We start from the raw sequence: 26654 nt of genomic DNA, 5'->3' as shown, positions 1-26654 counted from the left end.
ACGGAAGACACGCTTTCCGTGGCTAGCTGACAGCCGTCGACTACTGGATATAGGGGGCAATGGCGGCTTGTGGTATATTCACAGCTCTGTTTTCACGGCCTGTCTGATCGCACATGTCACTTGATCTCCCGGACTTCACACCCGTACACATACTCGTCGCCGGCGATGTCATGCTGGACCGTTACTGGCACGGCGGCACCCACCGCATTTCACCCGAGGCGCCGGTACCGGTGGTGCGGATCGAGGGGGATGAATCCCGCCCCGGCGGGGCCGGCAACGTGGCCCTGAATATCGCCTCGGTTGGGGGCCGGGCCACCCTGCTCGGTATCACCGGCAAGGACCGGGAGGCGGAAGAGCTTGAGCAGTTGCTCTCCGACAAAGGAGTCAGCTGCCGGTTTCAGCGCCACGAGCTGCGCCCGACCATCACCAAGTTGCGCATCATCAGCCGCCAGCAACAGCTGATCCGTCTGGACTTCGAAGATGGTTTCAACAACCTGGCCACCCGGGATCTGACGTCCGCCTACCAGGAGCAGCTTGGCGAGACCGATCTGGTGATCCTGTCGGATTATGGCAAAGGCACGCTTCAGGAGGTCGGCGAACTGATCCGCCTGGCCCGGTCGGCCGGAAAGCCGGTCATCGTCGACCCCAAGGGCACCGACTTTGAACGCTACCGGGGCGCCACCCTGGTCACCCCCAATCTGTCCGAGTTCGAGGCGGTCGCCGGCAGCGTGGCCGACGATGACGACCTGGCGGCCAAGGGAGTGGCGCTGATGGCGCAGTACGATTTCGACGCCCTGCTGATCACCCGGGGCGAACAGGGCATGACCCTGTTGCAACGGGGCCGGCCTGCCCGGCACCACCCGACCCACGCCCAGGAGGTCTACGACGTCACCGGCGCCGGGGACACCGTCATCTCCATCCTGGCCACGGGTCTGGCCAGCGGCATGCCGCTGGATGCCGCCACCCAACTGGCCAATATCGCAGCCGGCATCGTGGTGGGCAAGCTGGGCACCTCCACGGTCACGCTGGACGAGCTGAAATATGCCTTGCAGGAGCGGCAGGTGGCCCATACCGGCGCGGTCACGGAAGAGGAACTGCTGGAGGCGTTGGAGCTGGCCCGGGCGCGCGGCGAATCCATTGTCATGACCAACGGCTGTTTCGATATCCTGCATGCCGGACACGTCACCTATCTGGAGCAAGCCAGCCGCCTCGGCGACCGGCTGATCGTGGCGGTCAATGTGGACGAGACGGTGCGCGCCCTCAAGGGCGCCGACCGGCCGGTCAATACCCTGTGGCGACGCATGACGGTGCTGGCCGCCCTCGGTTGTGTCGACTGGGTGGTGCCGTTCTCGGAGGAGACTCCGGAGCGACTGATCTGCCGGCTCAAGCCGGATTTCCTGGTCAAGGGTGGGGACAACGATCCCGACAAGATCCCCGGTGCACGCTGTGTCCGGGAGAGTGGCGGCGAGGTGCGGATCATGCAGTTTGTCGACGACTGCTCCACCACCGCGATGATCAAGACCATCCGCGACAGTGAGCTTCACGGCAAGACACCGTGAGCGACACGGTGCAGGTCGACATCACCCTGCTGGGTGGCGGTATCGCCGGCCTGTGGAGCGCCGCCACGCTGACCCGGCAGGGCTATTCGGTGGCCCTGATCGAATCCCGGGCCATCGGCGGCATCCAGACGGTCGCCTCCCAGGGCATCATTCACGGCGGCACCAAGTATGCCCTGCGCGGTAACCTGAACGAATCGGCTCGGGCGATCGCCGAAATGCCCGGCATCTGGCGCGCCTGCCTGGTGGGCGATGGCCCGCTGGATCTGCGCCAGGTACGCGTCCTGGCGCAACACCAGCACCTCTGGTCGACGGACAACCTCATCTCGCAACTGGCCGGCTTCTTCGCCGGCAAGGCGATGCGCAGCCGCATGCGGCCGATCGAGGGACCCTCGCGCCCCGCACCATTCGATGCCCCAGGCTTCCATGGCCGGCTCTATCAACTGGATGAGCCGGTGCTGGACATACCTTCCCTGATCCGGGAATTGGCCGGCCAGATTAGGGAGCGGATCCTGCTGGTGCCGCCCGGAGGGCTCACGCTGAACCCGGCCACTCCCCGCACCCTGACCGTCGACAGCGGAGGAGAGCGGGTCACCCTGGAGAGTCAGCGGATCATCCTGACCGCCGGCAAGGGCAATGCCGACTTGTTGCAACAACTCGGTCGGCAACACCCGGCCATGCAGCTCAGACCCCTGCATATGCTGATCCTGCAGGGCCAACTGCCGCCGCTGTACGCCCACTGCCTCGGTGCCCAGGCCAATCCGCGGCTCACCATCACCAGCTACCCGCTCCCGGATGGTGAACAGGTCTGGTATATCGGCGGACAGCTGGCGGAAAACGGGGTCGCCCTGAGCGCCGAGCGGCAGATTGAGATGGCCCAACAGGAACTGCGGACCACCATGCCCTGGATCGATTTCAGCAGTGTCCGCTGGCGCTCCCTCATGATCGAACGGGCGGAACCGCGGATCGCCAGTGGCCTTCGACCCGACAGCTGCTACCTGCACAGTGACCGGGAGATCATCACCGCCTGGCCGACCAAGCTCGCCTTCGCGCCGCGCCTCGCCAGCGAAATCACCGAACTGCTGCAATCGCAGGGGGTAAAGCCGGCAGCCCCACAGCCGGAGATCCTGCAGCGGCTACCGAAACCACCATTGGCCCAGCCACCCTGGCAGGAGCAATCGGGATGAACTGGCGGGAGCTGGGCCGTACCGGTATCAAGATCAGCCCCCTGGGACTGGGCACGGTCAAATTCGGCCGTAACGAGCAGGTCAAATACCCAAGCCATTTCGAGATTCCGGATGATCGCAACGTGCGCAATCTGCTGGCCCAGGCGCAGTCGCTGGGGATCAACCTGCTCGACACCGCGCCCGCTTATGGCAGCAGTCAGGAGCGGCTGGGAAGGCTGCTGCCGGGCCCCAGAAGTGACTGGGTCATCGTCTCCAAGGTGGGCGAATTTTTCGAACGCGGCCAGTCGCGCTTCGACTTCGGCTACCAGACCACCATCGCGGTGGTGGAGCAGAGCCTGCGCACCCTCAACAGCGATTATCTGGATGCCGTCCTGATCCACTCCGACGGCAACGACATCGCCATTCTGGAACGGGAGGGCGCCCTGGATGCCCTGCGCACCCTGAAACAGCGCGGGCTGATCCGCGCCCACGGCATGTCCAGCAAGAGCATCGCGGGCGGACTGCGGGTGGTGGAAGAGATGGACATCGTCATGGCCACCTGCAACCTCGCCTATAACCAAGAGCTGCCGGTCCTGCAGGCGGCGGCCGCCAACAATAAAGGTGTGCTGATCAAGAAGGGCCTGCAGAGCGGCCATATACCGGGAGTACAGGGTGTCGAGGAATCGATGCGCTTTGTCTTCTCCCAGCCCGGCGTCAGTGGCATGATTGTCGGCACCATCAACCCGGACCACCTGCGGGACAATGCGCGGATACTGGAACGCGTCCTGGAAGAGATCGACACGCAATGAACACGAGCCACACGGACCAATTGAAACGGTTTCTTGAAAAATCCATCGAGGCCAAGCAGGCGCTACTGCAGGATCAGGAGCAGCTGGGGGCCTTCGACCGGGCCATGCAGGCGATTATCGCCTGTTACCGGCAGGGTGGACGCCTCTATATCGCCGGCAACGGCGGCTCGGCCGCCGACGCCCAGCACCTGGCCGCCGAGCTGGTCTGCCGCTTCGGCAAGGAGCGCCCGGCCCTGCCGGCGGAAGCGTTCACCGTGGACAGCTCCATTCTGACCGCCATCGCCAATGATTATGGCTACGAGCATATCTTCAGCCGCCAGGTGGAGGGCAAGATGCAACCGGGCGACCTGTTCCTCGCCATCACCACCTCCGGCAACTCGCCCAACATCCTGCGGGCGCTGGAACGGTGTCGTGCCCAGGGGCTGACCAGCATCCTGCTGTCGGGACACCAGGGCGGCCGGGCGGCCGCCCTGGCCGACCATGTCATCCTGGCCAAGGGGGCCGAGACCGGCACCATCCAGGAGCAGCATATCGTGATCATCCACGCCCTGTGCCACACCCTGGAGCAGACCCTGTTTGGCTGACTGAAAAACCCCCTGTCCTAATCAGTCACCGGCTGTGGCTTTACCGCAACGCCGGTGATAAAGATAGAGCACCGTAAAACAGAACAGCATGTAATAGCGTGTCAGCGGATGAAGATACCCTTTATCCAGCAGCCCCCCGATCAAGGCCGCCATACCCGAGGCGAAAAATACCGCATAGACCCGCCTGTCCATACCCTGCAGCATCCGGTAGGCGCGCGGCAATCCGGACAGCAGTAGTGAGACCAGCGCCAGATAGGCCAGCAGACCCAGCAGACCGGTCTCGAACCAGATCTCGATAAACAGGTTATGCAGATGCTTGACGTAATCGAGTTCAGGGAGAAACTCAATGGATCGATGCATCCCCACCCCGGTCAAATAGTTTTCCGGAGGATGGGATAATGCCCCGACCCAGATGCTCAGGCGTTTGGAACTGAGCGTATCCAGCCATTGAAAAGTGTCACCACTGAAGGTCAAGCCTTGCGATCTGAACAGATAACTGTCAGCTGCTATGGCCACGACCAACACGAAGGGTATGATAATAAACAGCGCGGTGAGTCTTCTGGTATACATGGCGACGAAAAAAGCACCGCCCGACAGCAGCATCAGCAATTCGGTTCTGCTATCGGCAGCGGACAAGGCCAGCAGGGCCGTCAGGTAAAACAGAGCATATATAGTAACCCGTGCATATTTTTCAGGCCTGCCAACAAGAAAAACCAGCGGCGATAACGCCGCCAGAATCATGCCGTTGATCTGGGTGGCGGGATCAAAACTCTTAGCGAAGAAAAAGAGATACCCTAGTTTGATCGTAAAACCCGCCAGCAGCGCGATCGGGATCCATGCCATCAATCGATAATCGGGCTGCTGCCGCTCCGGCGGAGAGGCACCGACGGTAAAGACCAGCACCAACCCGGACAACGCATAAAGTACCCAATACTTCAAACTCCGTGCTGAAAATTCAGGATAGAGCGCCGATAGCAACATCATGCCGAGCAACAGTACAAGCAGATAGACAAGCCGCCGGTGGGGCCCGATATGCATGTTTCTTAATGCATAGAGACCACACAACAGATAGAGCAGCTGCAGTGAATCACCCATTCCCCTGCCGATGTGATAACTCGCCATCACCACCACGGGTAACAGAAGCGCGTGACGCATGAACCAACCGGCAATCCCGGAGGTTTGTTTGATACTGCCCTGCAAATCAGAATACATGCTGCAAATCTGTCCCCGCACGCTTAATGTTTATTATGTTCTAACGTCATACTACAACCCAGCATGTTGCTATATAGTTCGATATGCTGAGCCGCGATAGTTGAGAGTAAAAAATCCCGCTGATGTGTTTGTTGCAGCCGGCTGAACAGTTGTGCGTAGTACGTATAATCGCGATAAACCTGCTCTATTTTTTCTGCAAAACCACCCTGCTCGACCAACAGATCAGCGGGCAAAATCTCAGGCACGATACCTACCGGAGTGGAGATCAGCAAATTTCCATAAAACAGCGTTTCCAAAGCGACCACCGGGCCACCCTCGCTGCGCGAACTGATAACGACCAGATCCGCCTCATTCAACTGTTGCGGAATATCTTCCCGATAGCCCAACAACTCAACGCGACCGGTAAGCCCCAGCGTTGAGACGAGGTCCATGAGGTGCTGCTTTTCTGGTCCTGAACCGATAATCTTGAGCAGAAAATCGAACTCCAGCCTGGCGATATCTTTCAGTAGCAGATCGAAACCCTTGATCGGATCCAGCCTGCCGACCGCCATCAGGGTGAACCTCGCGGGGCGGCACTTTCTATGCGTAATAGGGACGGCGGTTATTGCATTGTGTATGACGTGCACACGCGAATTTTTAATCGTTGCCCTTACCTGATCAGAAACGGCAATGACATGAGCCAGCCGATCAAAAACCCGTCCTTTCCGCGGATTGTGTTTCGTCGCCACGTGCGGCAGGTGCAGCACTCTGTTGAGAAAGCGAAATATCCCTGTCGCCTTACCAAAATGGGTATGCACGATATCCGGCTTGAGGGATTTGAACTGCTTTCCCAGCTCCCATAAAAGCAGTGGATTTTTTCTGGAATTTTTATGCTGATACTGACAAACAGAAACAGCACTTGAAACCCTATCCAGATAACGGGCACCCTCTGGAATCATCAATGTAATATCGCACAGACCCGACAGCTCATTGACGAGATCCACATAGAACTCACCCCGGCCAAGACCACGTGATGCGATGAAGTGGCATACCTTCATAACACCTGCCCGTAGATAGTGAGTGTCTTCTCCACCATGGCGTCGAGGGTGAATTCCGGATCAACGGTCGAGCGCGTGCTCCGTATTGGCGTTCTGTATAATTTTTCTATGCTCTTCGCGAGGCCATCCACATCCTGATTGTTGATAATATAGCCATTCACATTATCAACCACCAGATTGCGCAACCCTGCAAAAGTGGTGGCGATGACCGGCGTATTCATTGCCAGCCCTTCTGTTACGGTACGCCCGACATTACCCATCTTAAGCGACGCGTTGACCATCACATCAAACAGGTTATAGATCTCCGGCATACGACTCTGGCTGCCGGCAAAAACAATACGCTCTGCAACCCCCAGCGAGGTCGCCAGCTGTTTCAAGCCAGCCAGATACTCCTGCTTGTCCGCCCTTACCCCTCCGACGATAACGCCGCGTATATTCGGAATTGACTCGGTACATTGTGCAATCGCGGCAATGAAGGTTTCATAATCCTTCAGGTAGGTGATGCGCCCTACACTGCCGACAATAAAGGCATCAATCAGTCCGAGCTGACGCCTGAATTCGTCGACAACCTCCCTATCGACCGCCTCCGGGTCAAACAGCTGCATATCCACGCCACGCTGTATCACATGCAGTTTTTCACCGTTAAGGTCCGGGTAGTTTTCCAGCAGATACCCCTTGATCACCTCACTGACACAGATCACCCGGTCACCCGTCGTCATGATCCGGCTATAGCGACTGATGCTGTTCATTCCATGAACCGTGGTTATAAAAGGGAAACGCCGGTTATGGTTGGCAAAGTGACAAAGCCACGCCGGAACCCGGCTTCTGGCATGAATGATATCGGGTTGCAGCTGGTCAAACAGCTTGCTCAGCTTGTAACTGCGAAACGGAACCGACAGTGGATTTTTACTACAGACATCAAGGGTAATGTGCTCCCCACCTGCTGCAGAAATCATTGGAACCAGCCTTCCGCCATTACTGATTACAATGCTGGTGTGCCCTCGTTTTACGAACTCACGGTTGAGCTCCACAACACCACGTTCCACGCCCCCTTCGTTCAATTCAGGCAATAATTGAATAATTTTCATATTTGTAGCCAAGGTGTTTGCAACATCATCTCGCAGCGGGAAATAGACCCGTAAAAAGATTGCCACACTGCTTTTTTGGGTGGGATGGCGCTGCAGGCAGAAACCATCCGCGCGGGGACACGCCCCAGTGAACCACTAACACAATACCTGCCTCAGGGCCTCAAGCCCCTCCTCAATACGGATGTTACTGTAATAATCATCAACAATTAGCCGACTACCGGATGGCGGCCGCCCATCCGCGTAGTAAACATGATCATACAGAGCCACACTCCAGGGGCCGAAAGGAGCGGACTTGACCCAGTTGGTGGCACCGAACAGTCCAATGGTCGGGGTCTTTTGCACTGCCGAGAGATGCATCGGCCCCGAGTCGGTGGATATTGTCAGACAGGCCTCCTTGAGTAACTTTTTCAATTCCTGAATGGTTGTTTTTCCAGCCAAAACCTCGACCTTTCCGGGGACCAGCCGAGCGATGTGCTGAACATATTCACGCTCTTCTTCGCTGCCGGTCATTACAAACGGCAGACCAAAGCGATCCAGCAACAGCCGTGAAAATTCAACCCATTTATGGTCTGGAAGCCGTTTGGAACGCCACTTCTCGCTCGAACCCACATTCAGCACGATGTAACTCTGTTCGCGTTTCTCGGGGGTCACGTCCAGCGGATAAAAGCAGTCGCTTCTCTGGGCGATATCCGACAGAATTTTTGTCGTCTGTTGTTGCTGATTTATACCGATGGAGTTGACTCGCGGCGTCATCGCCAAGGCGGTGAGCATTTTACTGCGATCATTACTCTGCAGGTCCACAATCATGTCAAAACGGCTACGCCACAACGCCCTCAACAACCTAAGGGCTTCCGTGACGCGCTTGTCACGCATGATGAGAAACGACTCACATTCATCTTCGTAAAGCGTTTTCCCCAGAGGGGAGGTGATGAGCACGGGGGGATACCTGCATGCCCGCACCACCGGTATTGTGGAGGCAATGTCGCCCAACGCACTAAAACGGATGATTCCCACCTTTTTCATATCAGACGACTCTATCCTACGACGCGCTGCCAGCCGGATCCCGGGGAGGTAATAGGCAGACACGTTCCGCTACAACCACTGTTCCACCATCCACGCCGCACACCGGGCGGCCTCATCAAACACGCCGGGCGAACGGGCATATCCGCCCGCTTCCCGCCAGTGTCCAAAGGGCGTCACCCACCCTTCGGTGACCAATCGCTCCACGCCTCCGCTGATGCGGCCAGGTTTGTTCTGCTCCAGGGTGATCAGCCCCACCGCGGCACCCGAGGTGAGCGCCTCGTAGACCATGGAGACCGAATCCTCGCTCACCCAGACGGCATGACTCAGCCCCAGCTGCTCCGCCACCCAGCCCGGGCCGGTCTGCCGCCAGGGGATCAGGCTGAGATTGGCCAGCCGCAGGGCGGCGATTTTTTCCATGCAGCCGGCCGGTGTACGGCGTGAGTCGCTGAGGAGAAACCGCTCCGCGGGCTGCTGCCGCACGATGGCCTCGACCTGATTTAACACCACCTCGTCCCGCCATTTGTAGTGCGGGGATGTCCCGCCCAGCAGGATCAGTGTCTGCGGCGCATCCTCCCGCGCGGATGCGTTGTCGACCGGCTCCGTGGGCGCAGATTCGTCACCAGGTTGTTTCAGGCCAGAGGCGCTCCTACCGGGAGCAATGGTATTCATCACGCCCCGGGTGAGGAACACGTTGTCCCCCGATACGCCGTCATGTTCCGGGATCACGCAGAGGTCGAACAGCCGGCGCGGCAGTGTTGGCTTCATGATCACCACCGCCCGGCCGCCGAAGGCCCGCCGTGCCGCCAGCAGGCCCAGGTGGGTTTGATGACCGGCGCCGATGATCAGGTCCGGTGGTGGCAGTCCATGTCCGGAAGGGAAGCGTCCGCTCAGCCAGTGTATCCAGGCGGTGAGCCGACCGCCGGCCGGGATGTCGTGTCGCGTGACCGCCAGCCGTCGGGCCAGGGCATTGGACAGGCCGAGCGACTGGTTCTCATGCCCCGGCTTGCCGTCGGTGAGCCGCCAGATCACCAGCGGCTTACCATCACCTGTTTTCTGTTCCTGAGGGGCCGTCACACGTAGCTGAGCCACTCCGGATGCTCGGCGCGGCGACCATGCACCTGATCGAAATACATGGTCTGCAGTTTCTCGGTGATCGGGCCACGGCTGCCGCCGCCGATGGTGCGATTGTCCACCTCGCGGATCGGGGTTACCTCGGCGGCGGTGCCGGTGAAGAACGCCTCGTCGGCGATATACACCTCATCGCGGGTGATGCGTTTTTCCACAATCGGAATACCCAGCTCCTCGGAAAAGGAGAAGATGGTCTTGCGGGTAATGCCGTTCAGTGCCGAGGTGAGGTCGGGGGTATAGATGACGCCGTCCTTGACCAGGAAGAAGTTCTCGCCGGAACCCTCCATCACATAGCCGCTGGCATCCAGGATCAGCGCCTCGTCATAGCCGTCGTTCACCGCCTCCTGCAGCGCCAGCATGGAGTTGATGTAGTTGCCGGTGGCCTTGGCCTTGCACATCATGGAGTTGACCTGGTGGCGGGTGTAGGAGGAGACGCGGATGCGGATGCCGTTCTTCAGGTTATCCTCGCCCAGATAGGCGCCCCACTCCCAGGCGGCGATCATCACGTGCACGGCGAGACTGTCGGCGCGGATGCCCATGCCCTCGGAGCCGTAGAAACAGAGCGGCCGCAGGTAGGCGGAATCGAGGCCGTTCTCGCGCACCACGTCGATCTGCGCCTGGTTCAGGGTGGCCTCGTCATAGGGCATTTTCATGCCCATGATGTGGGCCGACTGGAATAGCCGCCGGGTGTGCTCCGCCAGCTTGAAGATCGCCGGTCCCTGGGTCGTCTTGTAGGCGCGGACTCCCTCGAACACGCCCAGACCGTAATGCAGGGTGTGGGTTAACACATGCACCTTGGCCTCGCGCCAGGGCACCATCTCGCCGTCCAGCCAAATCCAGCCGTCGCGGTCCGCGAAATTCGCCATCTGATCTCTCCACTCAATTCAATATTGTAAAAATGTAGCTACTTGACCCTATCTGCACCAGATTGGGAGGTGTCGGAGTCAAGCCGTCTATTGTCGGAAATTAATCGATCCATTCCAATCGGCTTGACTCCGACACCTGGCTTGTCCACTCAACTCAATATTGCAAAAATTGATCTGTCACGCCGTCATCAACCGCTGCCACAGCGCCCACACCTGCGCCCGCTCCTGCAACAGCTCATCACCGGAAACCAGCCCGGGCAGCTCGCTCAGCGCCTTGCGATGGTAGGCGGCGCGCAGCGCTCGGTAATTCCCGGCCAGCTGTTCCGCCACTTCCCCGGTAAACAGACGATGCCCTGCAAGTGTGTCCAGCAGGCGAATATTATCTGTCCAATCAAGCAGATCGGGGTGTTTGTGTGCCCAGCGCAGAACGCCGTATTGAACCATAAATTCAATATCCGCGATACCGCCAGCGCCCTGCTTTATATCAAAATGCCCGTCCTTGCTCTTGTCCAGTGCGGCGCGCATCTTCTCGCGCATCTCGCGCACATCCTCGCGCAGCCGTTCCGGGTCGCGCTCGCGCCCCAGCACCTCGCGGCGGAGGCGCTGGAACCGCTCGATCACCTCCGTGTCGCCGGCCACCGCCCGGGCCCGCAGCAGCGCCTGATGTTCCCAGGTCCAGGCGGCATTTTTCTGGTACTGCTCAAACGCCTCCAGCGAGCTGACCAGCATGCCGGAATTGCCATTGGGGCGCAGCCGCATATCCACCTCGTACAGGGTCCCGGCCGGGGTCCGGGTGGTGTACATGTGGATCATGCGCTGCCCCAGGCGGGCATAGAACAGGTCGTTGGCGATCGGGCGCTCGCCGTCAGTCATGCCGTTCGGGTTGTCGTTGCCGTGCAGGAACACCATATCCAGATCGGAGCCGTAGCCCAGCTCGATGCCGCCAAGTTTGCCATAGCCGATCACCGCGAAGCCCTTGCCGTCGCCGACCACATTACTCGGCCGGCCATGCTTGGCGACCAGGCAATCCCACGCCTGTTCCAGCACCTTGCGGGTGACGGTCTCGGCGATCTCGGTCAGGTAGTCGCTCACCACCATCAGCGGGATCCCCCCGGTCAGGTCGGCCGCCGCCACCCGCAGCATGTTGCTCTGGGTGAACTGGCGCATCCGCTCCATCTGCTGCTCCAGGTCATCGGCATCGACCGCGGCCAGCGCCGTCTCCAACTCCGCCTCCAGACCCTCCCGTTTCAGCGGGGTATAAAGCCTTCGCGGGTCCAGCATCTCATCCAGCAACAGGGGATGACGGGCCACCTGCTGGGCGATCCAGGGACTGATGCCGGCCAGCTTGACCAGTTGGCTCAGGGCGGTCGGGTTCTCCACCAGCAGCGCCAGGTAGGCGGTGCGCCGGGCGATCGACTCCAGAATTTTCAATATCCGTTCCAGGGTCACATCCGGTACCGGGGATTGCGCCACCGCCTCCAGCAGCACCGGCATCAGCTCTTCCAGGCGATGCCGGCCGCGCTGCCCCAGGCGGCGACAGGCATGCCCCTCGCGGAACGCTTCCAGCCGGGCCAGCACCGTCGCGCCAGCGGCATAGCCCGACTGCTCCAGCAGCGCGACGGCCTGTTCATCCTCCAGCTCCTGCTCCCAGAGCGCCTGTAGTGGGGACTCCGCCACCACCTCCTCGCTGAGCGCGAAGACGTTGTCGAAGTGGGCCTGGACCCGCAGCCGATGCCGCTCCAGGACCGCGAAGAACGACGCCCAATCGGCAAATCCCATGGTCCGGGCGATGCGCAGACGGCCGGCCTCACTCTCCGGCAGCAGGTGTGTCTGGCGGTCCTTCCACGCCTGAATGCGGTTCTCCACCCGCCGCAGAAACCGGTAGGCCTCGCTCAGCTCCGCCACCTCTTCGGCCGACAGCTGTTGCTTCTCGCCCAATACCCGCAGCACCGGCAGGATGGGGCGGATCTGCAGTTCGGGCTCACGGCCACCGCGAATCAGCTGAAAGGCCTGGCCGATGAATTCGATCTCGCGGATACCACCGGGGCCCAGCTTCACATTATCGGCCATGCCCTTGCGCTTCAGCTCACGGCTGATCAATCGCTTCATGTCGCGGATCGACTCGATCGCGCCGAAATCGAGATAGCGGCGGTAGATGAACGGCTGCAGCATGGCCATGACCTCCCGTCCGGCCGCCGCATCGCCCGCCACCACCCGTGCCTTGATCATGGCGTAGCGCTCCCACTCCCGGGCGTGGGACTGGTAATAGGTCTCCATGGCGTCAAACGAGAAGGCCAGCGGCCCGGCGTCGCCAAACGGCCGCAGCCGGGCATCCACCCGGAACACGAAGCCATCCGCGGTCTGGCTGTTGAGCGCCTTGACCAGCTGCTGGCAGAGGCGGATGAAAAACTGTTCGTTGGAGAGCGGGCGGACGGCGTCCGTCTCGCCCTGCTCGGGATAGGCGAAGATCAGGTCGATATCCGAGGAGAGGTTGAGTTCCCGGGCACCGAGCTTACCCATGCCCAGCACCACCAGCGACTGCGGCTCACCCGTCTCGCCGCGAGGGACACCGTGCTTCTCGGTCGCCCAGACATGGAGCAGCGCGAGCGATCGGGCCACGCAGGCATCGGCCAGGGCGGAGAGATCGGCCAGGGTCTCGTCCAGCGGGGCGGCCTGGCACAGGTCCCGCCAGATGATGCGCACCATCTGCTCGTTGCGAAAGCGCCGCAGCTGCCGGTGCAGTGCCGGCTCATCTGCGACCGCGCCCAATCTATCGCCTAGCAGGGCATCCAGTTCGCCTTCGGCATAGCGGCGCGCCAGGGCACCTGTCCGCTGCAGCCGCATCAGCAGTTCGGGCTGTTTCAGGCAGTACTGGGCGACAAAATCGCTCCCCTCCCAGACCCGCAGCAGTTCCGCCTCGAATCCTGCCACCACGCGGAGTTCCGCCGCCAGCACCGGCTCCGCGGCCTGCCAGTGATGCCACTTGATTTCTGCCTGTTTTGCGGGGTACTCGGATGGCTGCATGGGTTTCCCGGATTTGAATTGAATTGAAAGATTGTCGTATGGCCGGTTCGAGTGTATGTCGGAGAAGCACGAACCGCGTCGAATGGGACTCCGGCAATGGTGCGGTTCGCAGGCTCACCGGCACCCTACAACACCGGCCAGGGTCGCGGAGCATCGCCCAGATAAAGCTCCAGGGTCTCCCTCGGCACAAAATGCAGATGCACCTTCTCATCACCCGGGGCATTCTGTGCAAACCGGGCGCTCAATAGCCGGCGCAGATTCGCGCCCGGCCGGCCCGGCACCACGATGCGCAGCCGGTTGCAGCCGGCCGCGTCGCGCTCGGCGATCCCGGTCCGCTGCAGCCGGTCAAGCCGCTCGGGCAGTCGCTCGGAGTCGGCATCCGACAGCAGATAGACCAGCAAGCGCCCTCCGGCCAGCAGCCGCTGGTAACGGATATCCGGCAACTCCCGGATCTCATTCTCAACGACCTCAGATACCTGGGCCGGGCATTCACAACCGAGGCATTCACGGACAAAAGGCTCGATAGCGATCAGCGGAAGATCAGTATTTTTCACGGCACGATCCATTCCAACAATATCGGCCCATCCTACCGCCACCCCCGGCAAAGGTGAATGGTGGATGCGCCTACCGGCTTATCCACCCTACACTCGAATGGCTGTGTTCCAGCGCGGAATGCTGGGGGATGTATTTACTCACCCGGTGTGTAAGTGATTGGCCTGCCTTGTTGGTCGATCTTGATGCAGCCATCACGTGAGGCCGGCAAGGCAGGTCAATCTCGCCGTGAGCATTGGTGAGGAGTGGTACATGGATGTACCGTTTACGGACCTGAGGATGGCATGCGCCTCCGGCTTATCCACCCTACATCCTACTCACCCCCCATGAGCAATCTGAGGGGTCGGAGTCAAATGGGGTTGAAGCCGGTGGAACAATATCAGCAGCGTTATCCCATTTGACTCCGACCCCTGCGCTAAAAGACAGGTAGGGTGGGCACGCCGTTTGTGCCCACGCGGATACACTGGCCATAAAAAAAACCCTGCCTGGCAGCGCCAGGCAGGGTTTTGTCCAGGGATGGATTTCCAGATGGAAGGGCAGGCACAGGGGCCGGCCCCTACAGATGGAAAAGGGCAGGCACAGGGGCCTGCCCCCACGGCTGATTACATCATGCCGCCCATACCACCCATGCCGCCCATGCCGCCCATGTCCGGCATGCCGCCGCCCTTCTCATCGGCCGGCTCCTCAGCGATCATCGCCTCGGTGGTGATCATCAGACCGGCCACGGAGACGGCGTTCTGCAGTGCGGTGCGGGTCACCTTGGTGGGATCCAGGATACCCATCTCCACCATGTCGCCATACTCGCCATTGGCGGCGTTGAAGCCGAAGTTGCCTTCACCCTCGGCCACCTTGTTGACGACCACGGAGGCCTCGCAGCCGGCATTGCTGACGATTTGGCGCATCGGCTCTTCCATGGCACGCGCGGCGATCTTGATACCGACATCCTGGTCATGGTTATCACCGATCAGATCCTTCAGCGCCGCCAGGGCACGGATCAGGGCAACACCACCACCCGGCACCACACCCTCTTCAACCGCGGCGCGGGTGGCGTGCAGGGCGTCTTCCACGCGGGCCTTCTTCTCTTTCATCTCGACTTCGGTCGCCGCACCCACCTTGATCACGGCCACACCGCCGGCCAGCTTGGCCACGCGCTCCTGCAGCTTCTCGCGATCATAGTCGGAGGAGGTCTCCTCGATCTGGGCACGGATCTGCTCAACCCGGGCCTTGATGTCGTTTTCGGTGCCGGCACCATCGATAATGGTGGTCTCTTCCTTGGTGATCTGGATCTTCTTGGCGGTACCCAGCTCGTTCAGGGTTGCCTTCTCCAGGGTCAGACCGACCTCTTCGGCGATCACGGTGCCACCGGTCAGGATGGCGATATCCTGCAGCATGGCCTTGCGACGGTCACCAAAGCCGGGAGCCTTCACGGCACAGACCTTGACGATGCCACGGATGGTGTTGACCACCAGGGTAGCCAGCGCCTCGCCTTCCACATCCTCGGAAACGATCAGCAGCGGACGGCCCGACTTGGCGACGGCCTCCAGTACCGGCAGCAGGTCGCGGATGTTGGAGATCTTCTTGTCGTGCAGCAGGATGTAGGGATCTTCCAGATCGACCGACATGCTCTGCTGGTTGTTGACGAAATAGGGAGAGAGGTAGCCACGGTCAAACTGCATACCCTCGACCACATCCAGGCTGTTCTCCAGGGCTGAGCCCTCTTCGACAGTGATGACACCCTCTTTACCCACTTTCTGCATCGCCTCGGCGATGATGCCGCCGATGTTCTCGTCGCTGTTGGCGGAGATGGTACCCACCTGGGCGATGGCCTTGTCATCGGCGCAGGGCTTGGACATCTCGGCCAGTGCCTTGACGGCGGCGGCGGCACCCTTCTCCATACCACGCTTCAGATCCATCGGGTTCATGCCGGCGGCAACGGCCTTGAGGCCGTCGCGCACGATGGCCTGAGCCAGCACGGTCGCGGTGGTGGTACCGTCGCCGGCCACATCGGAGGTCTGGGAAGCGACCTCTTTCACCATCTGGGCACCCATGTTTTCAAAATTGTCGGAGAGTTCGATCTCCTTGGCGACGGAGACGCCGTCCTTGGTGATGGTGGGCGCGCCAAAGCTCTTCTGCAGCACCACGTTGCGGCCCTTCGGCCCGAGGGTGACCTTTACGGCGTCGGCCAGGATGTTGACCCCACGTAGCATTCTCTGGCGGGCGTCATCGGAAAATTTCACTTCTTTTGCAGACATAAGTTCGTATTCCTTTGAAATTCAGTAATTGAAGAGGTTTCGTTGGCGCTCGATCAGCCTTCGATCACACCCATGATGTCTTCTTCACGCATCACCAGCAGCGTCTCCTCACCGAGCTTGACCTCGTTACCGGAGTACTTGCCGAACAGGACCTTGTCGCCGACCTTGACGTCCAGCGGGCGAGACTCGCCGCTGTTCAGCACCTTGCCGTTGCCGACGGCAATCACTTCTCCCTGAGCGGGCTTCTCGGTTGCACTGTCCGGCAGGACGATGCCACCAGCGCTGGTGCGCTCTTCTTCCATACGACGAATGACCACGCGGTCTTGCAGCGGACGAATTTTCATCTACCGATTTCTCCTGATTGGCTGTTTACACATAAAACGACTGTTATCCGGCGGCGCTGTTAGCACTCACCGCGACTGAGTGCTAATAATAGGGTCGAAATACTCAGAGTCAAGAGTGGCGGGCAGAAAAAAACGTCGCTATCGCTATGGAGACAACCCCGACGACCCCATCACCCCATGGGCGCCGTCGGCGGTAACGGCCCTAGGGTTCCCGAGCGGTGAGTTGAGCATCCAGCTCGCCGAGCCGCTCGGGCGTACCGATATCCAGCCAGCGACCGGCAAAATACTCGCCGTTCACCCGCCCGTCGGCCATCGCCTGGCGCAACAACGGCGCCAGCGGGAAGGCGCCACCCGCACAGCCGGCAAACAGCTCCGGCCGATAGAGACCGATGCCGCTGTAGGTCAGTCGGACACCCGCGTCGGCGGAGAGCCGCCCGCTATCGGCCAGCACAAAGTCGCCCCCGGGATGGTGGGGGGGATTATCCACCATGACCAGGTGGGCCAGGGTGTCCGCGGCAAGGCGCGGTGGCGTAAAGGGGTAATCGGTCCAGATATCCCCATTGACCACCCAGAACGGGCCGTCCCCCAGCAGCGGCAGGGCCCGAAAGATGCCGCCGCCGGTCTCCAGCGCCCCGGCCGGTTCCGCGGAGTAGCTGATCGAGACGCCCCACGTCCCGCCATCGCCCAGGAAATCGACGATCTGCCCACCGAGGTGGGCATGATTCACCACCAGCTGACGCACACCGGCCCGGGCCAGCGCCTCGACGTGGTACTGAATAAGCGGCTTTCCCGCCACCCGCAGCAGCGGTTTGGGGGTACTGTCGGTCAATGGGCGCATGCGCTCGCCCCGGCCGGCGGCCAGGATCATGGCATGGATGGGGGATTGATCGGCCACCAGATCTCCCTAAAAAGCCTGAATAATCATCTTTAACAACCGCAACTTCCAGCAATCAAGTCCCGCATGCGCCACTGAACAAGGGGCGTGCTGATAACCAAATTCTTCCTCAGGAACCTTTACTCGGCATTCCCCAGATCACCGATTTTCGACTTCAGGTACTCCCTGAACGCATCACCCAGCTCCGCATGATTCAACGCATACTCCACGGTGGCCTTCAAATAACCCAGCTTGTCCCCGCAATCGAAGCGCTTCCCGTCGAATTCATAGGCCACAACCGCCTGCTCTTTCAACAGCATGGCGATGGCATCTGTCAGTTGAATCTCACCGCCCGCACCCCGCTCGGTTTTCTCCAAAAAACCAAATATCTCCGGCCGCAACAGATAACGGCCCACCACCGCAAGATCCGAGGGCGCGACATCGGGATGGGGTTTCTCGATGATGCCGTTAACATTGAATACGCGGTTGTTGCCGCCATCGGTTTTGATAATGCCGTATCTCTGGGTCATGCCGGGATCGATTCGCTCGATCCCCAGCACACTGGCATGTAGCTCCTTGTATACATCCATCATCTGCCCCAGGCAGGGCTTGCTGTTGCCGTTGATGAGGTCATCGGCCAATATCACCGCGAAGGGTTCATTCCCCACCACCGGCCTGGCACAGAGCACGGCGTGCCCCAACCCCAGAGCGACCGGCTGGCGCACGTAAACACAGGAGACCCCCTCGGGCAGGATCCCTTTCAATATATCCAGCAGATCCTGCTTGCCGCGCCGCTCAAGCTCGGACTCCATTTCGTAATTCTTGTCGAAGTGGTCCTCTATCGCCCGCTTGCTGCTACTGGTGACGAAAATGAGCTGCGTGATTCCAGCGGAAATAGCCTCATCGACCGCATACTGGATCAGCGGCTTGTCCACGACAGGCAGCATCTCCTTGGGGTTGGCCTTGGTGGCCGGGAGGAACCGGGTCCCCATGCCGGCGACGGGAAAAACAGCCTTGGTTATCTGCATCGGCACTCCTCAGTAATACGCATACTATACTCGCCCGCCTGTTTCCATCAGTTCCGCGCGAACGATCTGTTTATTGATCCTGAAAACCTCGCTTCAACCGCCAGGGACGCAAAGCACACGAAGGAAAACACCGCCTTGTATTCTCCCAATCCTTCACCTGCCGGGCTGGAGCGAAAATGCAGGTAAACCCTGGTATCTCTTTGCCAACCTGGCGTTCTTCGCGGGTACCTGCTCACCCGGTCTTTAAGTAATCGGCCAACAAGGCAGGCCAATCACCCCATGAGTAGTTACCTTCGCGGTTAAAACAAGGCATTTAGGTTTATTCCCGGCTCTACTCCGCCGGCGGCACTATGCCCCAGCCGATGTATTCTGGGAGTATACGCCCTCCCGCCGCGGATGTGATCCTGATCGGGCTTCCCACCCTGAACGCGCCAAAGCGCTCCCGGTACCTGGCTACCTCATCAGCGACCCCCGCTTGCGGTGGCTCGACAGTGCCGAGACTCCACAGCACCATCGCACCCTCTCGCCTGATATCCTCGTCGTCGACCCAGGGTGAGCGCCGCTGTTCAAGCTCGATCGATACCGATGGGCGAGCCGGCAGCCCCGAGTACCAGGCCGCATTGCCCGCCAGCCAGGGGTCGCCACCGACAACCCGCAGGGGCCGGTCCGTTTCCCCCGCCCAAACTTCCTGCACCTTGAGCGCCAACTCCCGTCCCGGAAAATGCGTTCGTTTCCCCTTCTCCTTGAATAAAGGTGAATAGAGCTGAATGGCCGCATAGAGAGCAACGAAGCATACATTTACCAAGACAAAGGCCCTGAGAAATCGGCTGGTTCTCCATTGGGATATGTCGCCGGTGAACTGACTCACCAGGAATATGCCGAGGGGTAGAAACAGCGGGTAGGCCCACATCGAACGCAGGCGCATTCCGGTTACGGCGGACAGGATCAGCACCAGCAGCAGCGGGGTAAACAGAACGACCCACAGAAACAGGGTGGAACTCGACGTAAAATCCTGCCTGGCGCGCCGGCCCGGGGCAAGCGTATAAAACATAATCACAACAGGAAGCGATACCGCCAGGCAGACCGCCAGGAACTTCAAGGGATGCCTGACATGATCCAGCAGAGAGCCATCGGCGCCACTCCCGCCGCGACTCATTGCGTACTGAATGGTTATAAAGTCATTTGCCAACATCCACAGCAGATGCGGCATCAGAACGAACGAGCCTGCCAACAGCGCGACATAGAAGTTGGCACTCCTGAAATACCGACGCCCGGCAACGTCAACCAGTAAAAATATTACTAACGGCAGGATCAGAACAGCTGCGAAATACTTGCTCAGCACGGCCATGGCCGCCGCCAGGCCGCAGAGGATCCAGTCCAGCAGCCGGTCATTTTTATAGGCACGCCAGAAAAAACAGAGGGTCAACGACCAGAACAGCAGGAGCGCCACATTCGCATTGAACTCCGGGCTCTGGAAGTTATGGAAGTAGACGCCCTCGAGCAGCAACACCGCGACGATTGCGCGCTGCTCATCCAGCAGTTCACGGGCGAGCGACCAGATCGCAAAAAAAGCCACCGTGATCGAAAGCTGTGCCAGCAGATATTGGCCCCAGTCGGCGCGGCCTGTGAGCCAGGCCACCCCTTCCATCATCCAGGCCGACATGGGCGGGTGCTTGTCATAGCCCCATTGCCACTCGTTACCCCAGACCAGCCCCTCGATTACGTCGAGCGGTAGATTCTGGTTAACCAGCGCGGGCACCAGTGTCCAGATGGTCAGATGTCCCAGCAACAGGGTGAGCAGCAAGGTGGCAGGCGTTACAGGCCAAACCGCTGCGGGATGATTGTTGTTATCCCTGGCCATCACTTCGCCCCTGTACGGACCCGCACTCAGCTCACCCGGCCTTATCGGCAAACACCCAGGTCCGGCTGACCGCATAGGTCAGCACCGGGATGGTCAGCACGATAAGTGCGAATCCGAACCAGTAGTGCAGGCCGAGCTGAGTGGTGACCAGGGACATGATAGCGACGTTGGCCAGAAAGCCGGCTATCGCGGTGGCAAGAAATTTCATCACCGAACGCCCATGCCCCCCGCTCGCTTCGAATGTCCAGTGGTAGTGGCCCAGGTAACTCACTAAGAAGGCCGCCGCGAATGCCAGCGAATTAGCCATGACCGGTCCAACCCCGAGCAGCTCGACCCAGCAATAAAGCGCCAGGCCATGAACCAGCGTAGCCGTCAGGCCGACAATGCCAAAACGGCACAACTGGGCCAGCAAGTCACGTGTCATGATGCTTGTCGGTAGCAACGGGAGGATTGTCAACGATATACAGGGGGCGTCTTTTCACCTCCTCGAAAATACGCCCGACATACTCACCCAGGATCCCCAGCGACAGGAGCTGCACGCCGCCGAGAAAGAGAATGACGACCATCGTGGAGGCGTAGCCCGGAGTTTCAACGCCATAGAAGAGGGTCTTGGTGAGAATTACCAGGCCATATATGAAGGAGAGCGACGCGATGACGAGCCCGATATAACTCCACACCCTCAGCGGAATAGTGGAGAAGGTAATAATGCCGTCGACCGCCAGTCTCCAGAGCCGCCTGAAACTTTGACTCTCCTGGCCGGCAAAACGCTCGGGGCGGGCAAACTCAACCGATGTCTGCTTGAAGCCGACCCAGGCGAACACCCCCTTCATGAACCGGGAACGTTCGCGCATCCGACCGACACTGTCGACAACCTTCCTGTCCATCAGGCGGTAATCACCCGCATTGAACGGGATCTTTGTCTCCGTCACCAGGTTGAACAGCCGGTAGTACAGTTCGGCGGACCACTTTTTAAACCAGGAATCGGTATCGCGCAGGGTGCGCGTTGCATACACCACGTCATACCCCTCGCGCCACTTGGCGATCATCTCGGGGATCAGTTCGGGCGGGTCCTGCAAATCACTGTCGATCGGGATCACCACATCGCCGGTGCTGTGATCGAGTCCCGCCGTCAGCGCGATCTCCTTGCCGAAGTTACGCGCCAGATTAACGACCACAACTTCCGGATGGCGATCCCCCCAGGAGTACAGAAGGTTCAGCGTATTGTCTTTGCTGCCGTCATTGACACAGACAATCTCAAAACCATCTCCCGTCTCTTCCAGAATCGGAACCAGCGTGGCAAAGAACGCCTCAATATTTTCCGCTTCATTGTAAAACGGGGCCACTATAGATATTTTCATATATCGGCTCTTTTTAGTTTTATCTTCGCGACACGCCGGAACCCGTCACCGGCCGGTATGGATAACCCGGGCTCCAGGGTGAAGAATCGCCGACCAAATCCGTCTGGTCCGTCTGCACGAGCCCGATATATTCGAGAGCCCGATATATTAAAGTGCCCGGCAAACGTAAAAAAGCCACCCGAATTCAAGGTGGCTTTTCCCGTTTATAGCTGTCTCACGGAAGACTCACCCCTTCATCGAGGCGAAGAACTCCTCGTTGGTCTTGGTGTCCTTGAGTTTGTCGAACAGGAACTCCATGGCCGCCAGCTCATCCATCGGGTGCAGGATCTTGCGCAGGATCCACATCTTCTGCAACGCGTCGGGCTTCATCAACAGGTCCTCGCGGCGGGTGCCGGAGCGGTTGATGTTGATGGCCGGGAAGATGCGCTTCTCGGCAATCCGCCGGTCCAGGTGGATCTCCATATTGCCGGTGCCCTTGAACTCTTCGTAGATCACGTCATCCATGCGCGAGCCGGTCTCCACCAGGGCGGTGGCGATAATGGTCAGGCTGCCGCCCTCCTCCACATTACGCGCCGCGCCGAAGAAGCGCTTGGGACGATGCAGGGCGTTGGCGTCCACACCACCGGTCAGCACCTTGCCCGATGACGGGATCACGGTGTTGTAGGCGCGCGCCAGGCGGGTGATGGAGTCGAGCAGGATCACCACGTCCTTCTTGTGTTCGACCAGGCGCTTGGCCTTCTCGATCACCATCTCGGCCACCTGGACGTGGCGTGCCGCCGGCTCGTCGAAGGTGGAGGAGATCACCTCGCCGCGTACCGAACGGGTCATCTCGGTCACCTCCTCCGGGCGCTCGTCGATCAGCAGCACAATCAGTTGCGCCTCGGGATGGTTATAGGCGATGGACTGGGCGATATTCTGCATCAGCATGGTCTTGCCGGCCTTGGGCGGGGAGACGATCAGGCCGCGCTGGCCCTTGCCGATGGGCGCGCAGAGCTCGATGGTGCGCGCGGTGATGTCCTCGGTACTGCCGTTCCCCTTCTCCAGGTTGAACTTCACATTGGCAAACAGCGGCGTGAAGTTTTCGAACAGGATCTTGTTCTTGGCGTTTTCCGGCTTGTCGTAGTTGATCTCGCTGACCTTGAGCAGGGCGAAATAGCGCTCGCTCTCCTTGGGGGGGCGGATCTTGCCGGAGATGGTATCTCCCGTGCGCAGGTTGAAGCGCCGGATCTGGCTGGGCGAGACATAGATGTCATCCGGGCCCGCCAGGTAGGAGCTGTCCGCGGCGCGCAGAAAACCAAAGCCGTCCTGGAGGATTTCCAGTACGCCATCCCCATGAATATCCTCGCCTTTTTTGGCGTGGGCCTTGAGGATGGCGAAGATCAGATCCTGTTTGCGGGATCGTGCCATACCCTCCAGATTCATGGATTGGGCGAGTTCGACCAGTTCTGTGACCGGCATCTTTTTAAGTTCGGTGAGATTCATGATGTTATGCGTGATTGAAAAAAGAACGGAACGGGCTTTGGGTTCCCGTCTGGAACAGAGTTATTGGAAAATCGCTCTGGGGTGATTGGTTTCTTGGTATTAGCGCTCACGGGAGGGCTAGTACGCGAATTCTAGCACCATCCCGGAGTACGTCCAGTATTAATTGCGTTTTGGTGTGTTTCAGAGATTGCTGTCGATGAACGCGATCAGCTGGGATTTGGAGACGGCACCAACCTTGGTGGCCTCTACTTCACCATCCTTGAACAACATCAGGGTCGGGATACCGCGAATGCCGTAGCGCGGAGGCGTATTGGGATTCTCATCGATATTCAGCTTGGCGACCCTGATCTTGCCGGTATACTCACCGGAGATCTCATCCAGCACCGGTGCGATCATTTTGCAGGGACCACACCACTCAGCCCAGTAATCCACCAGCACGGGCAGATCTGACTTCAGCACTTCCGCCTCAAAATTATCGTCGGTCACATGAACAATCTGTTCACTCACTAGCATTCTCCACAAAATTTCAGTTGGGATATCGCACCACGTGGTACGGGGCTGCACCGGTGTTTAAGGGCTCGCGCAAAAAAAGTTCCTGTATTCGGCCGCCACTGGACCCCGCCGGCGGCGTTACGCTTTTGGCAAGGGAACAGCCATTGCCTGCAAAGCGTGCCTTGCCGGCGTGGCCCAGTAATGCCCTCGGTACTGCGGAATTATTCTTGCGCAAGCCCTTATCGTTGCATCCGGGATCTGTTGTTGTTTGAATCTCCAAAACCAGGGATCTATTTGATCCCAATATTTTCACCATTTCAAGTCCAAACATTGAGTAAATTGCTGTATCCTAGCGCACTATGACAGACAAACACCTCACGGACATCCGTTTCGACAGCTTCGGGCTGTGTAAAGAACTCGCACAAGGCATTGAAGACACTGGCTTTTCCTTCTGCACCCCCATTCAAGCCGAAACCCTGCCCATCGCCCTGAAGGGACAGGATGTGGCCGGGCAGGCGCAGACCGGCACCGGCAAGACCGCCGCCTTCCTGCTGGCGACCTACCAGCACCTGCTGAGCAACCCGGCAGCGGAGGGGCGGCGGAAAAACCAGCCCCGGGCGCTCATCGTCGCCCCGACCCGCGAACTGGCGGTACAGATCCACAAGGATGCCGAGGTGCTGGGCAAGCACACCGGCCTCACCCTGGGTCTGGTGTTCGGCGGCACCGCCTACGAGCAGCAGCGCAAACAGCTGGAGGACGGAGTCGATATCCTGATCGGCACCCCCGGCCGCCTGATCGACTACCTGAAACAGCACGTCTATGACCTGCAGGCGATCCAGGTGGTGGTCATGGACGAGGCCGACCGCATGTTCGATCTCGGCTTCATCAAGGACATCCGCTTCATGCTGCGGCGCTGTCCGCCGCCACAGCAGCGGCTCGGCCTGCTGTTCTCCGCCACCCTCTCGTTCCGGGTGCTGGAGCTGGCCTACGAACACATGAACAACCCGACCACGGTCAAGATCGAGACCGACAAGGTGACCGCCGACAAGGTGAAGCAGGTCTGCTACATGACCGCCAACGACGAGAAGATCTCGCTGCTGATCGGCCTGCTGAAGCAAATGGACGCCCATCGCACCATCGTCTTCGTCAACACCAAGCGCGGCGCGGACCTGGTCTGGGGCTACCTGGAGGGCAACGGCATCGGTGCCGCGGTGATCTCCGGCGACGTGCCGCAGAAAAAGCGCATGAGCCTGTTGAGCGATTTCCAGGAGGGCCGGCTCCCGGTGCTGGTGGCCACCGACGTGGCCGCCCGCGGCCTGCACATCCCGGACGTCTCGCACGTGTTCAACTTCGACCTGCCCGATGACGCCGAGGATTACGTGCACCGCATCGGCCGCACCGCCCGCGCCGGGGCCAGCGGCGACGCCATCAGCTTCGCCTGCGAGACCCACGCCTTCGCCCTGCCGGACATCGAGGCCTTCATCGGCCATCGCATCCCGATGGAGCCGGTGACCAGCGAACTGCTGTTCAAGATAGACCCCCGGAGCCGGGTCATACCGGACCGCCCGGACCGGGACCGGGACCGGGACCGCCGCCGCAGCGGTGGCGGTGGCGGTGGCGGAAAGAGGCCGGGGCACAAACCGGCCGCGGCCGCCAAGGCCCCGGAGGGCAGCAGCGAGGCGCCGAAGAAGAAGCGCCGCCGGAGAAAACCGAAGCAGGCCAGCACCACGGACTAGCCGCATGGAGCTGGCCGTCGCCAACAAGTGCAGCCGCTGCACCAACTCCAACTGCTGCACCTACACCACCGAGGCGCTGGGCGCGGCGCCGCGCTCCAAGGCCGACTTCGACCATCTGCTGTGGCAGGTCTCCCACCAGGGCGTGGAAATCTACAAGGATGAGGGCGACTGGTATCTGATGATTATCGGCCGCTGCGAACACCTGCAGCCGGGTGGCGCCTGCGGCATCTATGAGCAGCGGCCGCAGATCTGCCGCGACTACGACAACGACTGGTGTGAGTACGACGCCCCCGCCGAAGAGGGTTTCGAGCTGCACTTCCGCAACTACGCTGAACTGCTCGGCTACTGCCGGAAGCGCTTCAAGAGCTGGGACAAACGCTGAACCCGCCACGAGAATACCGCTTATCCACTCCTCGGTCGGGCGATTTTTCGCAGGATGCAGGGTGGGTTAGCGGCGCACAGACACACCACTTCCAGACCACGACAACGCCCGGGAATGGTGGACGCACTACCGCGGCAGGATGGCGGAAAAATCGTCGATCGCCATAAACCCCTCCGCCTCGCGCGACGGACCACGGGTGTCGGGTTTCAGCACCCGGAGCAGATAGCCGATCCCATAATCCCGAGCCGACTCCAGCACCGGCAGGCTGTCGTCGACGAACAGGGTGCGGGCCTTGTCGAACGGCTCGATCCGCTGGAGCCGATCCCAGAACTCCCGATGCTCCTTGGGCAGGCCGAGGTCATGGGCGCAGATCACCGCATCGAAATGACCCCGCAGCCGGGTGCGCTCCATCTTCAGCGCCAGTGCCTTCTGGTGAGCATTGGTGACCAGGACAATCCGCTTCTCCAGGGCGCGTGCCGCATCGAGAAAATCCACCACATGCGGATGCACGGCAATCAGGTGATCCACCTCGGCCTTCAACAGGGCGATATCCAACCCCAGCTCCCGGCTCCAGTGGTCGACGCAGTACCACTCCAGGGTGCCCTCAACGCTGCGATAGCGATCCCCCAGCTCCTCCCGGGCCTGGCTCAGGGGACAACCCCGGCGCTCGGCGTAGCGCCGCGGGACATGCTCCAGCCAGAAATAGTTGTCGAAATGGAGGTCCAGCAGGGTGCCGTCCATATCCAGCAGAAGGGTATCTATTTGGTTCCAGTCGATCATGGAATTAAGTTACAGTGGAA

General features: G+C 60.1%; 24 protein-coding genes. 6 read left to right on the top strand and 18 right to left on the bottom strand.

Features of this window, described 5'->3' with window-relative positions; genetic code table 11:
* Positions 1-113: 113 nt before the first annotated feature.
* From hldE to NPX02_RS10975, 4 genes are read left to right on the top strand one after another with little or no spacing between them, the layout of a single operon-like run.
* Complete coding sequence (hldE, locus tag NPX02_RS10990; RefSeq protein WP_260293613.1) at positions 114-1559, top strand: bifunctional D-glycero-beta-D-manno-heptose-7-phosphate kinase/D-glycero-beta-D-manno-heptose 1-phosphate adenylyltransferase HldE; 1446 nt, start codon at positions 114-116, stop codon at positions 1557-1559.
* On the top strand, positions 1556-2743 hold the full coding sequence (locus tag NPX02_RS10985) for an FAD-dependent oxidoreductase (RefSeq protein ID WP_260293612.1): 1188 nt from the start codon (positions 1556-1558) through the stop codon (positions 2741-2743). Before hldE ends, NPX02_RS10985 begins: the two co-directional genes overlap by 4 nt.
* A complete protein-coding gene (locus NPX02_RS10980; protein ID WP_260293611.1) occupies positions 2740-3531 on the top strand; it encodes an aldo/keto reductase in 792 nt (263 codons plus the stop codon). The genes NPX02_RS10985 and NPX02_RS10980 overlap by 4 nt, the downstream gene beginning before the upstream one ends.
* On the top strand, positions 3528-4115 hold the full coding sequence (locus NPX02_RS10975; RefSeq protein ID WP_260293610.1) for a D-sedoheptulose-7-phosphate isomerase: 588 nt from the start codon (positions 3528-3530) through the stop codon (positions 4113-4115). The genes NPX02_RS10980 and NPX02_RS10975 overlap by 4 nt, the downstream gene beginning before the upstream one ends.
* 21 nt (positions 4116-4136) lie before the next feature.
* Here NPX02_RS10975 and NPX02_RS10970 read toward each other — a convergent pair whose 3' ends face one another.
* From NPX02_RS10970 to trxA, 17 genes are all read right to left on the bottom strand, one after another.
* On the bottom strand, positions 4137-5327 hold the full coding sequence (locus tag NPX02_RS10970) for an O-antigen ligase family protein (protein ID WP_260293609.1): 1191 nt from the start codon (positions 5325-5327) through the stop codon (positions 4137-4139).
* Between the two features lie 23 nt (positions 5328-5350).
* Positions 5351-6364: a glycosyltransferase gene (locus NPX02_RS10965; RefSeq protein ID WP_260293608.1), complete on the bottom strand. Its 1014-nt coding sequence runs from the start codon at positions 6362-6364 to the stop codon at positions 5351-5353.
* Entirely contained in the window at positions 6361-7518 is a 1158-nt protein-coding gene (locus NPX02_RS10960) for a glycosyltransferase family 4 protein (protein WP_260293607.1), read from the bottom strand. The genes NPX02_RS10965 and NPX02_RS10960 overlap by 4 nt, the downstream gene beginning before the upstream one ends.
* A gap of 69 nt (positions 7519-7587) precedes the next feature.
* Positions 7588-8475, bottom strand: coding sequence for a glycosyltransferase family 9 protein (locus tag NPX02_RS10955; protein ID WP_260293606.1), 888 nt, complete (start codon positions 8473-8475; stop codon positions 7588-7590).
* A 69-nt stretch (positions 8476-8544) separates the two neighbouring features.
* Positions 8545-9549 carry a mitochondrial fission ELM1 family protein gene (locus tag NPX02_RS10950; RefSeq protein ID WP_260293605.1) on the bottom strand — a complete coding sequence of 335 codons (1005 nt, stop codon included), beginning with the start codon at positions 9547-9549 and terminating at the stop codon, positions 8545-8547.
* A complete protein-coding gene (locus tag NPX02_RS10945) occupies positions 9546-10469 on the bottom strand; it encodes a branched-chain amino acid transaminase (RefSeq protein WP_260293604.1) in 924 nt (307 codons plus the stop codon). The genes NPX02_RS10950 and NPX02_RS10945 overlap by 4 nt, the downstream gene beginning before the upstream one ends.
* A gap of 177 nt (positions 10470-10646) precedes the next feature.
* Positions 10647-13493 (bottom strand): bifunctional [glutamate--ammonia ligase]-adenylyl-L-tyrosine phosphorylase/[glutamate--ammonia-ligase] adenylyltransferase, encoded by a 2847-nt coding sequence (glnE, locus tag NPX02_RS10940; RefSeq protein ID WP_260293603.1) that lies wholly within the window; start codon positions 13491-13493, stop codon positions 10647-10649.
* A gap of 125 nt (positions 13494-13618) precedes the next feature.
* Entirely contained in the window at positions 13619-14047 is a 429-nt protein-coding gene (locus NPX02_RS10935; RefSeq protein WP_260293602.1) for a hypothetical protein, read from the bottom strand.
* 600 nt (positions 14048-14647) lie between these two features.
* Positions 14648-16297, bottom strand: a complete 1650-nt coding sequence (gene groL, locus NPX02_RS10930; RefSeq protein ID WP_260293601.1) for a chaperonin GroEL — start codon at positions 16295-16297, stop codon at positions 14648-14650.
* Between the two features lie 53 nt (positions 16298-16350).
* Complete coding sequence (locus NPX02_RS10925; RefSeq protein ID WP_260293600.1) at positions 16351-16641, bottom strand: co-chaperone GroES; 291 nt, start codon at positions 16639-16641, stop codon at positions 16351-16353.
* 202 nt (positions 16642-16843) lie between these two features.
* Positions 16844-17518, bottom strand: a complete 675-nt coding sequence (gene murU, locus NPX02_RS10920; RefSeq protein ID WP_260293662.1) for an N-acetylmuramate alpha-1-phosphate uridylyltransferase MurU — start codon at positions 17516-17518, stop codon at positions 16844-16846.
* Positions 17519-17655: 137 nt separating this feature from the next.
* Positions 17656-18549 carry a UTP--glucose-1-phosphate uridylyltransferase GalU gene (gene galU / locus NPX02_RS10915; protein ID WP_335342551.1) on the bottom strand — a complete coding sequence of 298 codons (894 nt, stop codon included), beginning with the start codon at positions 18547-18549 and terminating at the stop codon, positions 17656-17658.
* A gap of 325 nt (positions 18550-18874) precedes the next feature.
* Complete coding sequence (locus NPX02_RS10910) at positions 18875-20404, bottom strand: glycosyltransferase family 39 protein (protein ID WP_260293598.1); 1530 nt, start codon at positions 20402-20404, stop codon at positions 18875-18877.
* Between the two features lie 31 nt (positions 20405-20435).
* Positions 20436-20828 carry a GtrA family protein gene (locus NPX02_RS10905; RefSeq protein ID WP_260293597.1) on the bottom strand — a complete coding sequence of 131 codons (393 nt, stop codon included), beginning with the start codon at positions 20826-20828 and terminating at the stop codon, positions 20436-20438.
* Positions 20818-21762: a glycosyltransferase family 2 protein gene (locus NPX02_RS10900; RefSeq protein WP_260293595.1), complete on the bottom strand. Its 945-nt coding sequence runs from the start codon at positions 21760-21762 to the stop codon at positions 20818-20820. The genes NPX02_RS10905 and NPX02_RS10900 overlap by 11 nt, the downstream gene beginning before the upstream one ends.
* Before the next feature lie 225 nt (positions 21763-21987).
* Positions 21988-23244 (bottom strand): transcription termination factor Rho, encoded by a 1257-nt coding sequence (gene rho / locus NPX02_RS10895; RefSeq protein WP_260293593.1) that lies wholly within the window; start codon positions 23242-23244, stop codon positions 21988-21990.
* Positions 23245-23424: 180 nt separating this feature from the next.
* A complete protein-coding gene (gene trxA / locus NPX02_RS10890; RefSeq protein WP_305792836.1) occupies positions 23425-23757 on the bottom strand; it encodes a thioredoxin TrxA in 333 nt (110 codons plus the stop codon).
* Between the two features lie 338 nt (positions 23758-24095).
* Here trxA and rhlB point away from each other — a divergent pair, with 338 nt between their 5' ends.
* Both rhlB and NPX02_RS10880 read left to right on the top strand, forming a co-directional pair.
* The gene (gene rhlB / locus NPX02_RS10885; protein WP_260293589.1) at positions 24096-25472 is read left to right on the top strand and encodes an ATP-dependent RNA helicase RhlB; all 1377 of its coding nucleotides are present in this window, start codon (positions 24096-24098) and stop codon (positions 25470-25472) included.
* A 4-nt stretch (positions 25473-25476) separates the two neighbouring features.
* Positions 25477-25854 carry a YkgJ family cysteine cluster protein gene (locus NPX02_RS10880; RefSeq protein WP_260293588.1) on the top strand — a complete coding sequence of 126 codons (378 nt, stop codon included), beginning with the start codon at positions 25477-25479 and terminating at the stop codon, positions 25852-25854.
* Between the two features lie 126 nt (positions 25855-25980).
* Here the strand turns inward: NPX02_RS10880 and yrfG are convergent, their stop codons facing one another.
* Positions 25981-26634, bottom strand: a complete 654-nt coding sequence (yrfG, locus tag NPX02_RS10875; RefSeq protein WP_260293587.1) for a GMP/IMP nucleotidase — start codon at positions 26632-26634, stop codon at positions 25981-25983.
* Positions 26635-26654 lie beyond the last annotated feature (20 nt).

This window comes from Sedimenticola hydrogenitrophicus (assembly GCF_025175675.1).
Taxonomy (GTDB): domain Bacteria; phylum Pseudomonadota; class Gammaproteobacteria; order Chromatiales; family Chromatiaceae; genus Sedimenticola; species Sedimenticola hydrogenitrophicus.
The sequence above is the reverse complement of the archived record's forward strand: the minus strand, read 5'-3'. Positions and strand labels throughout refer to the sequence as shown.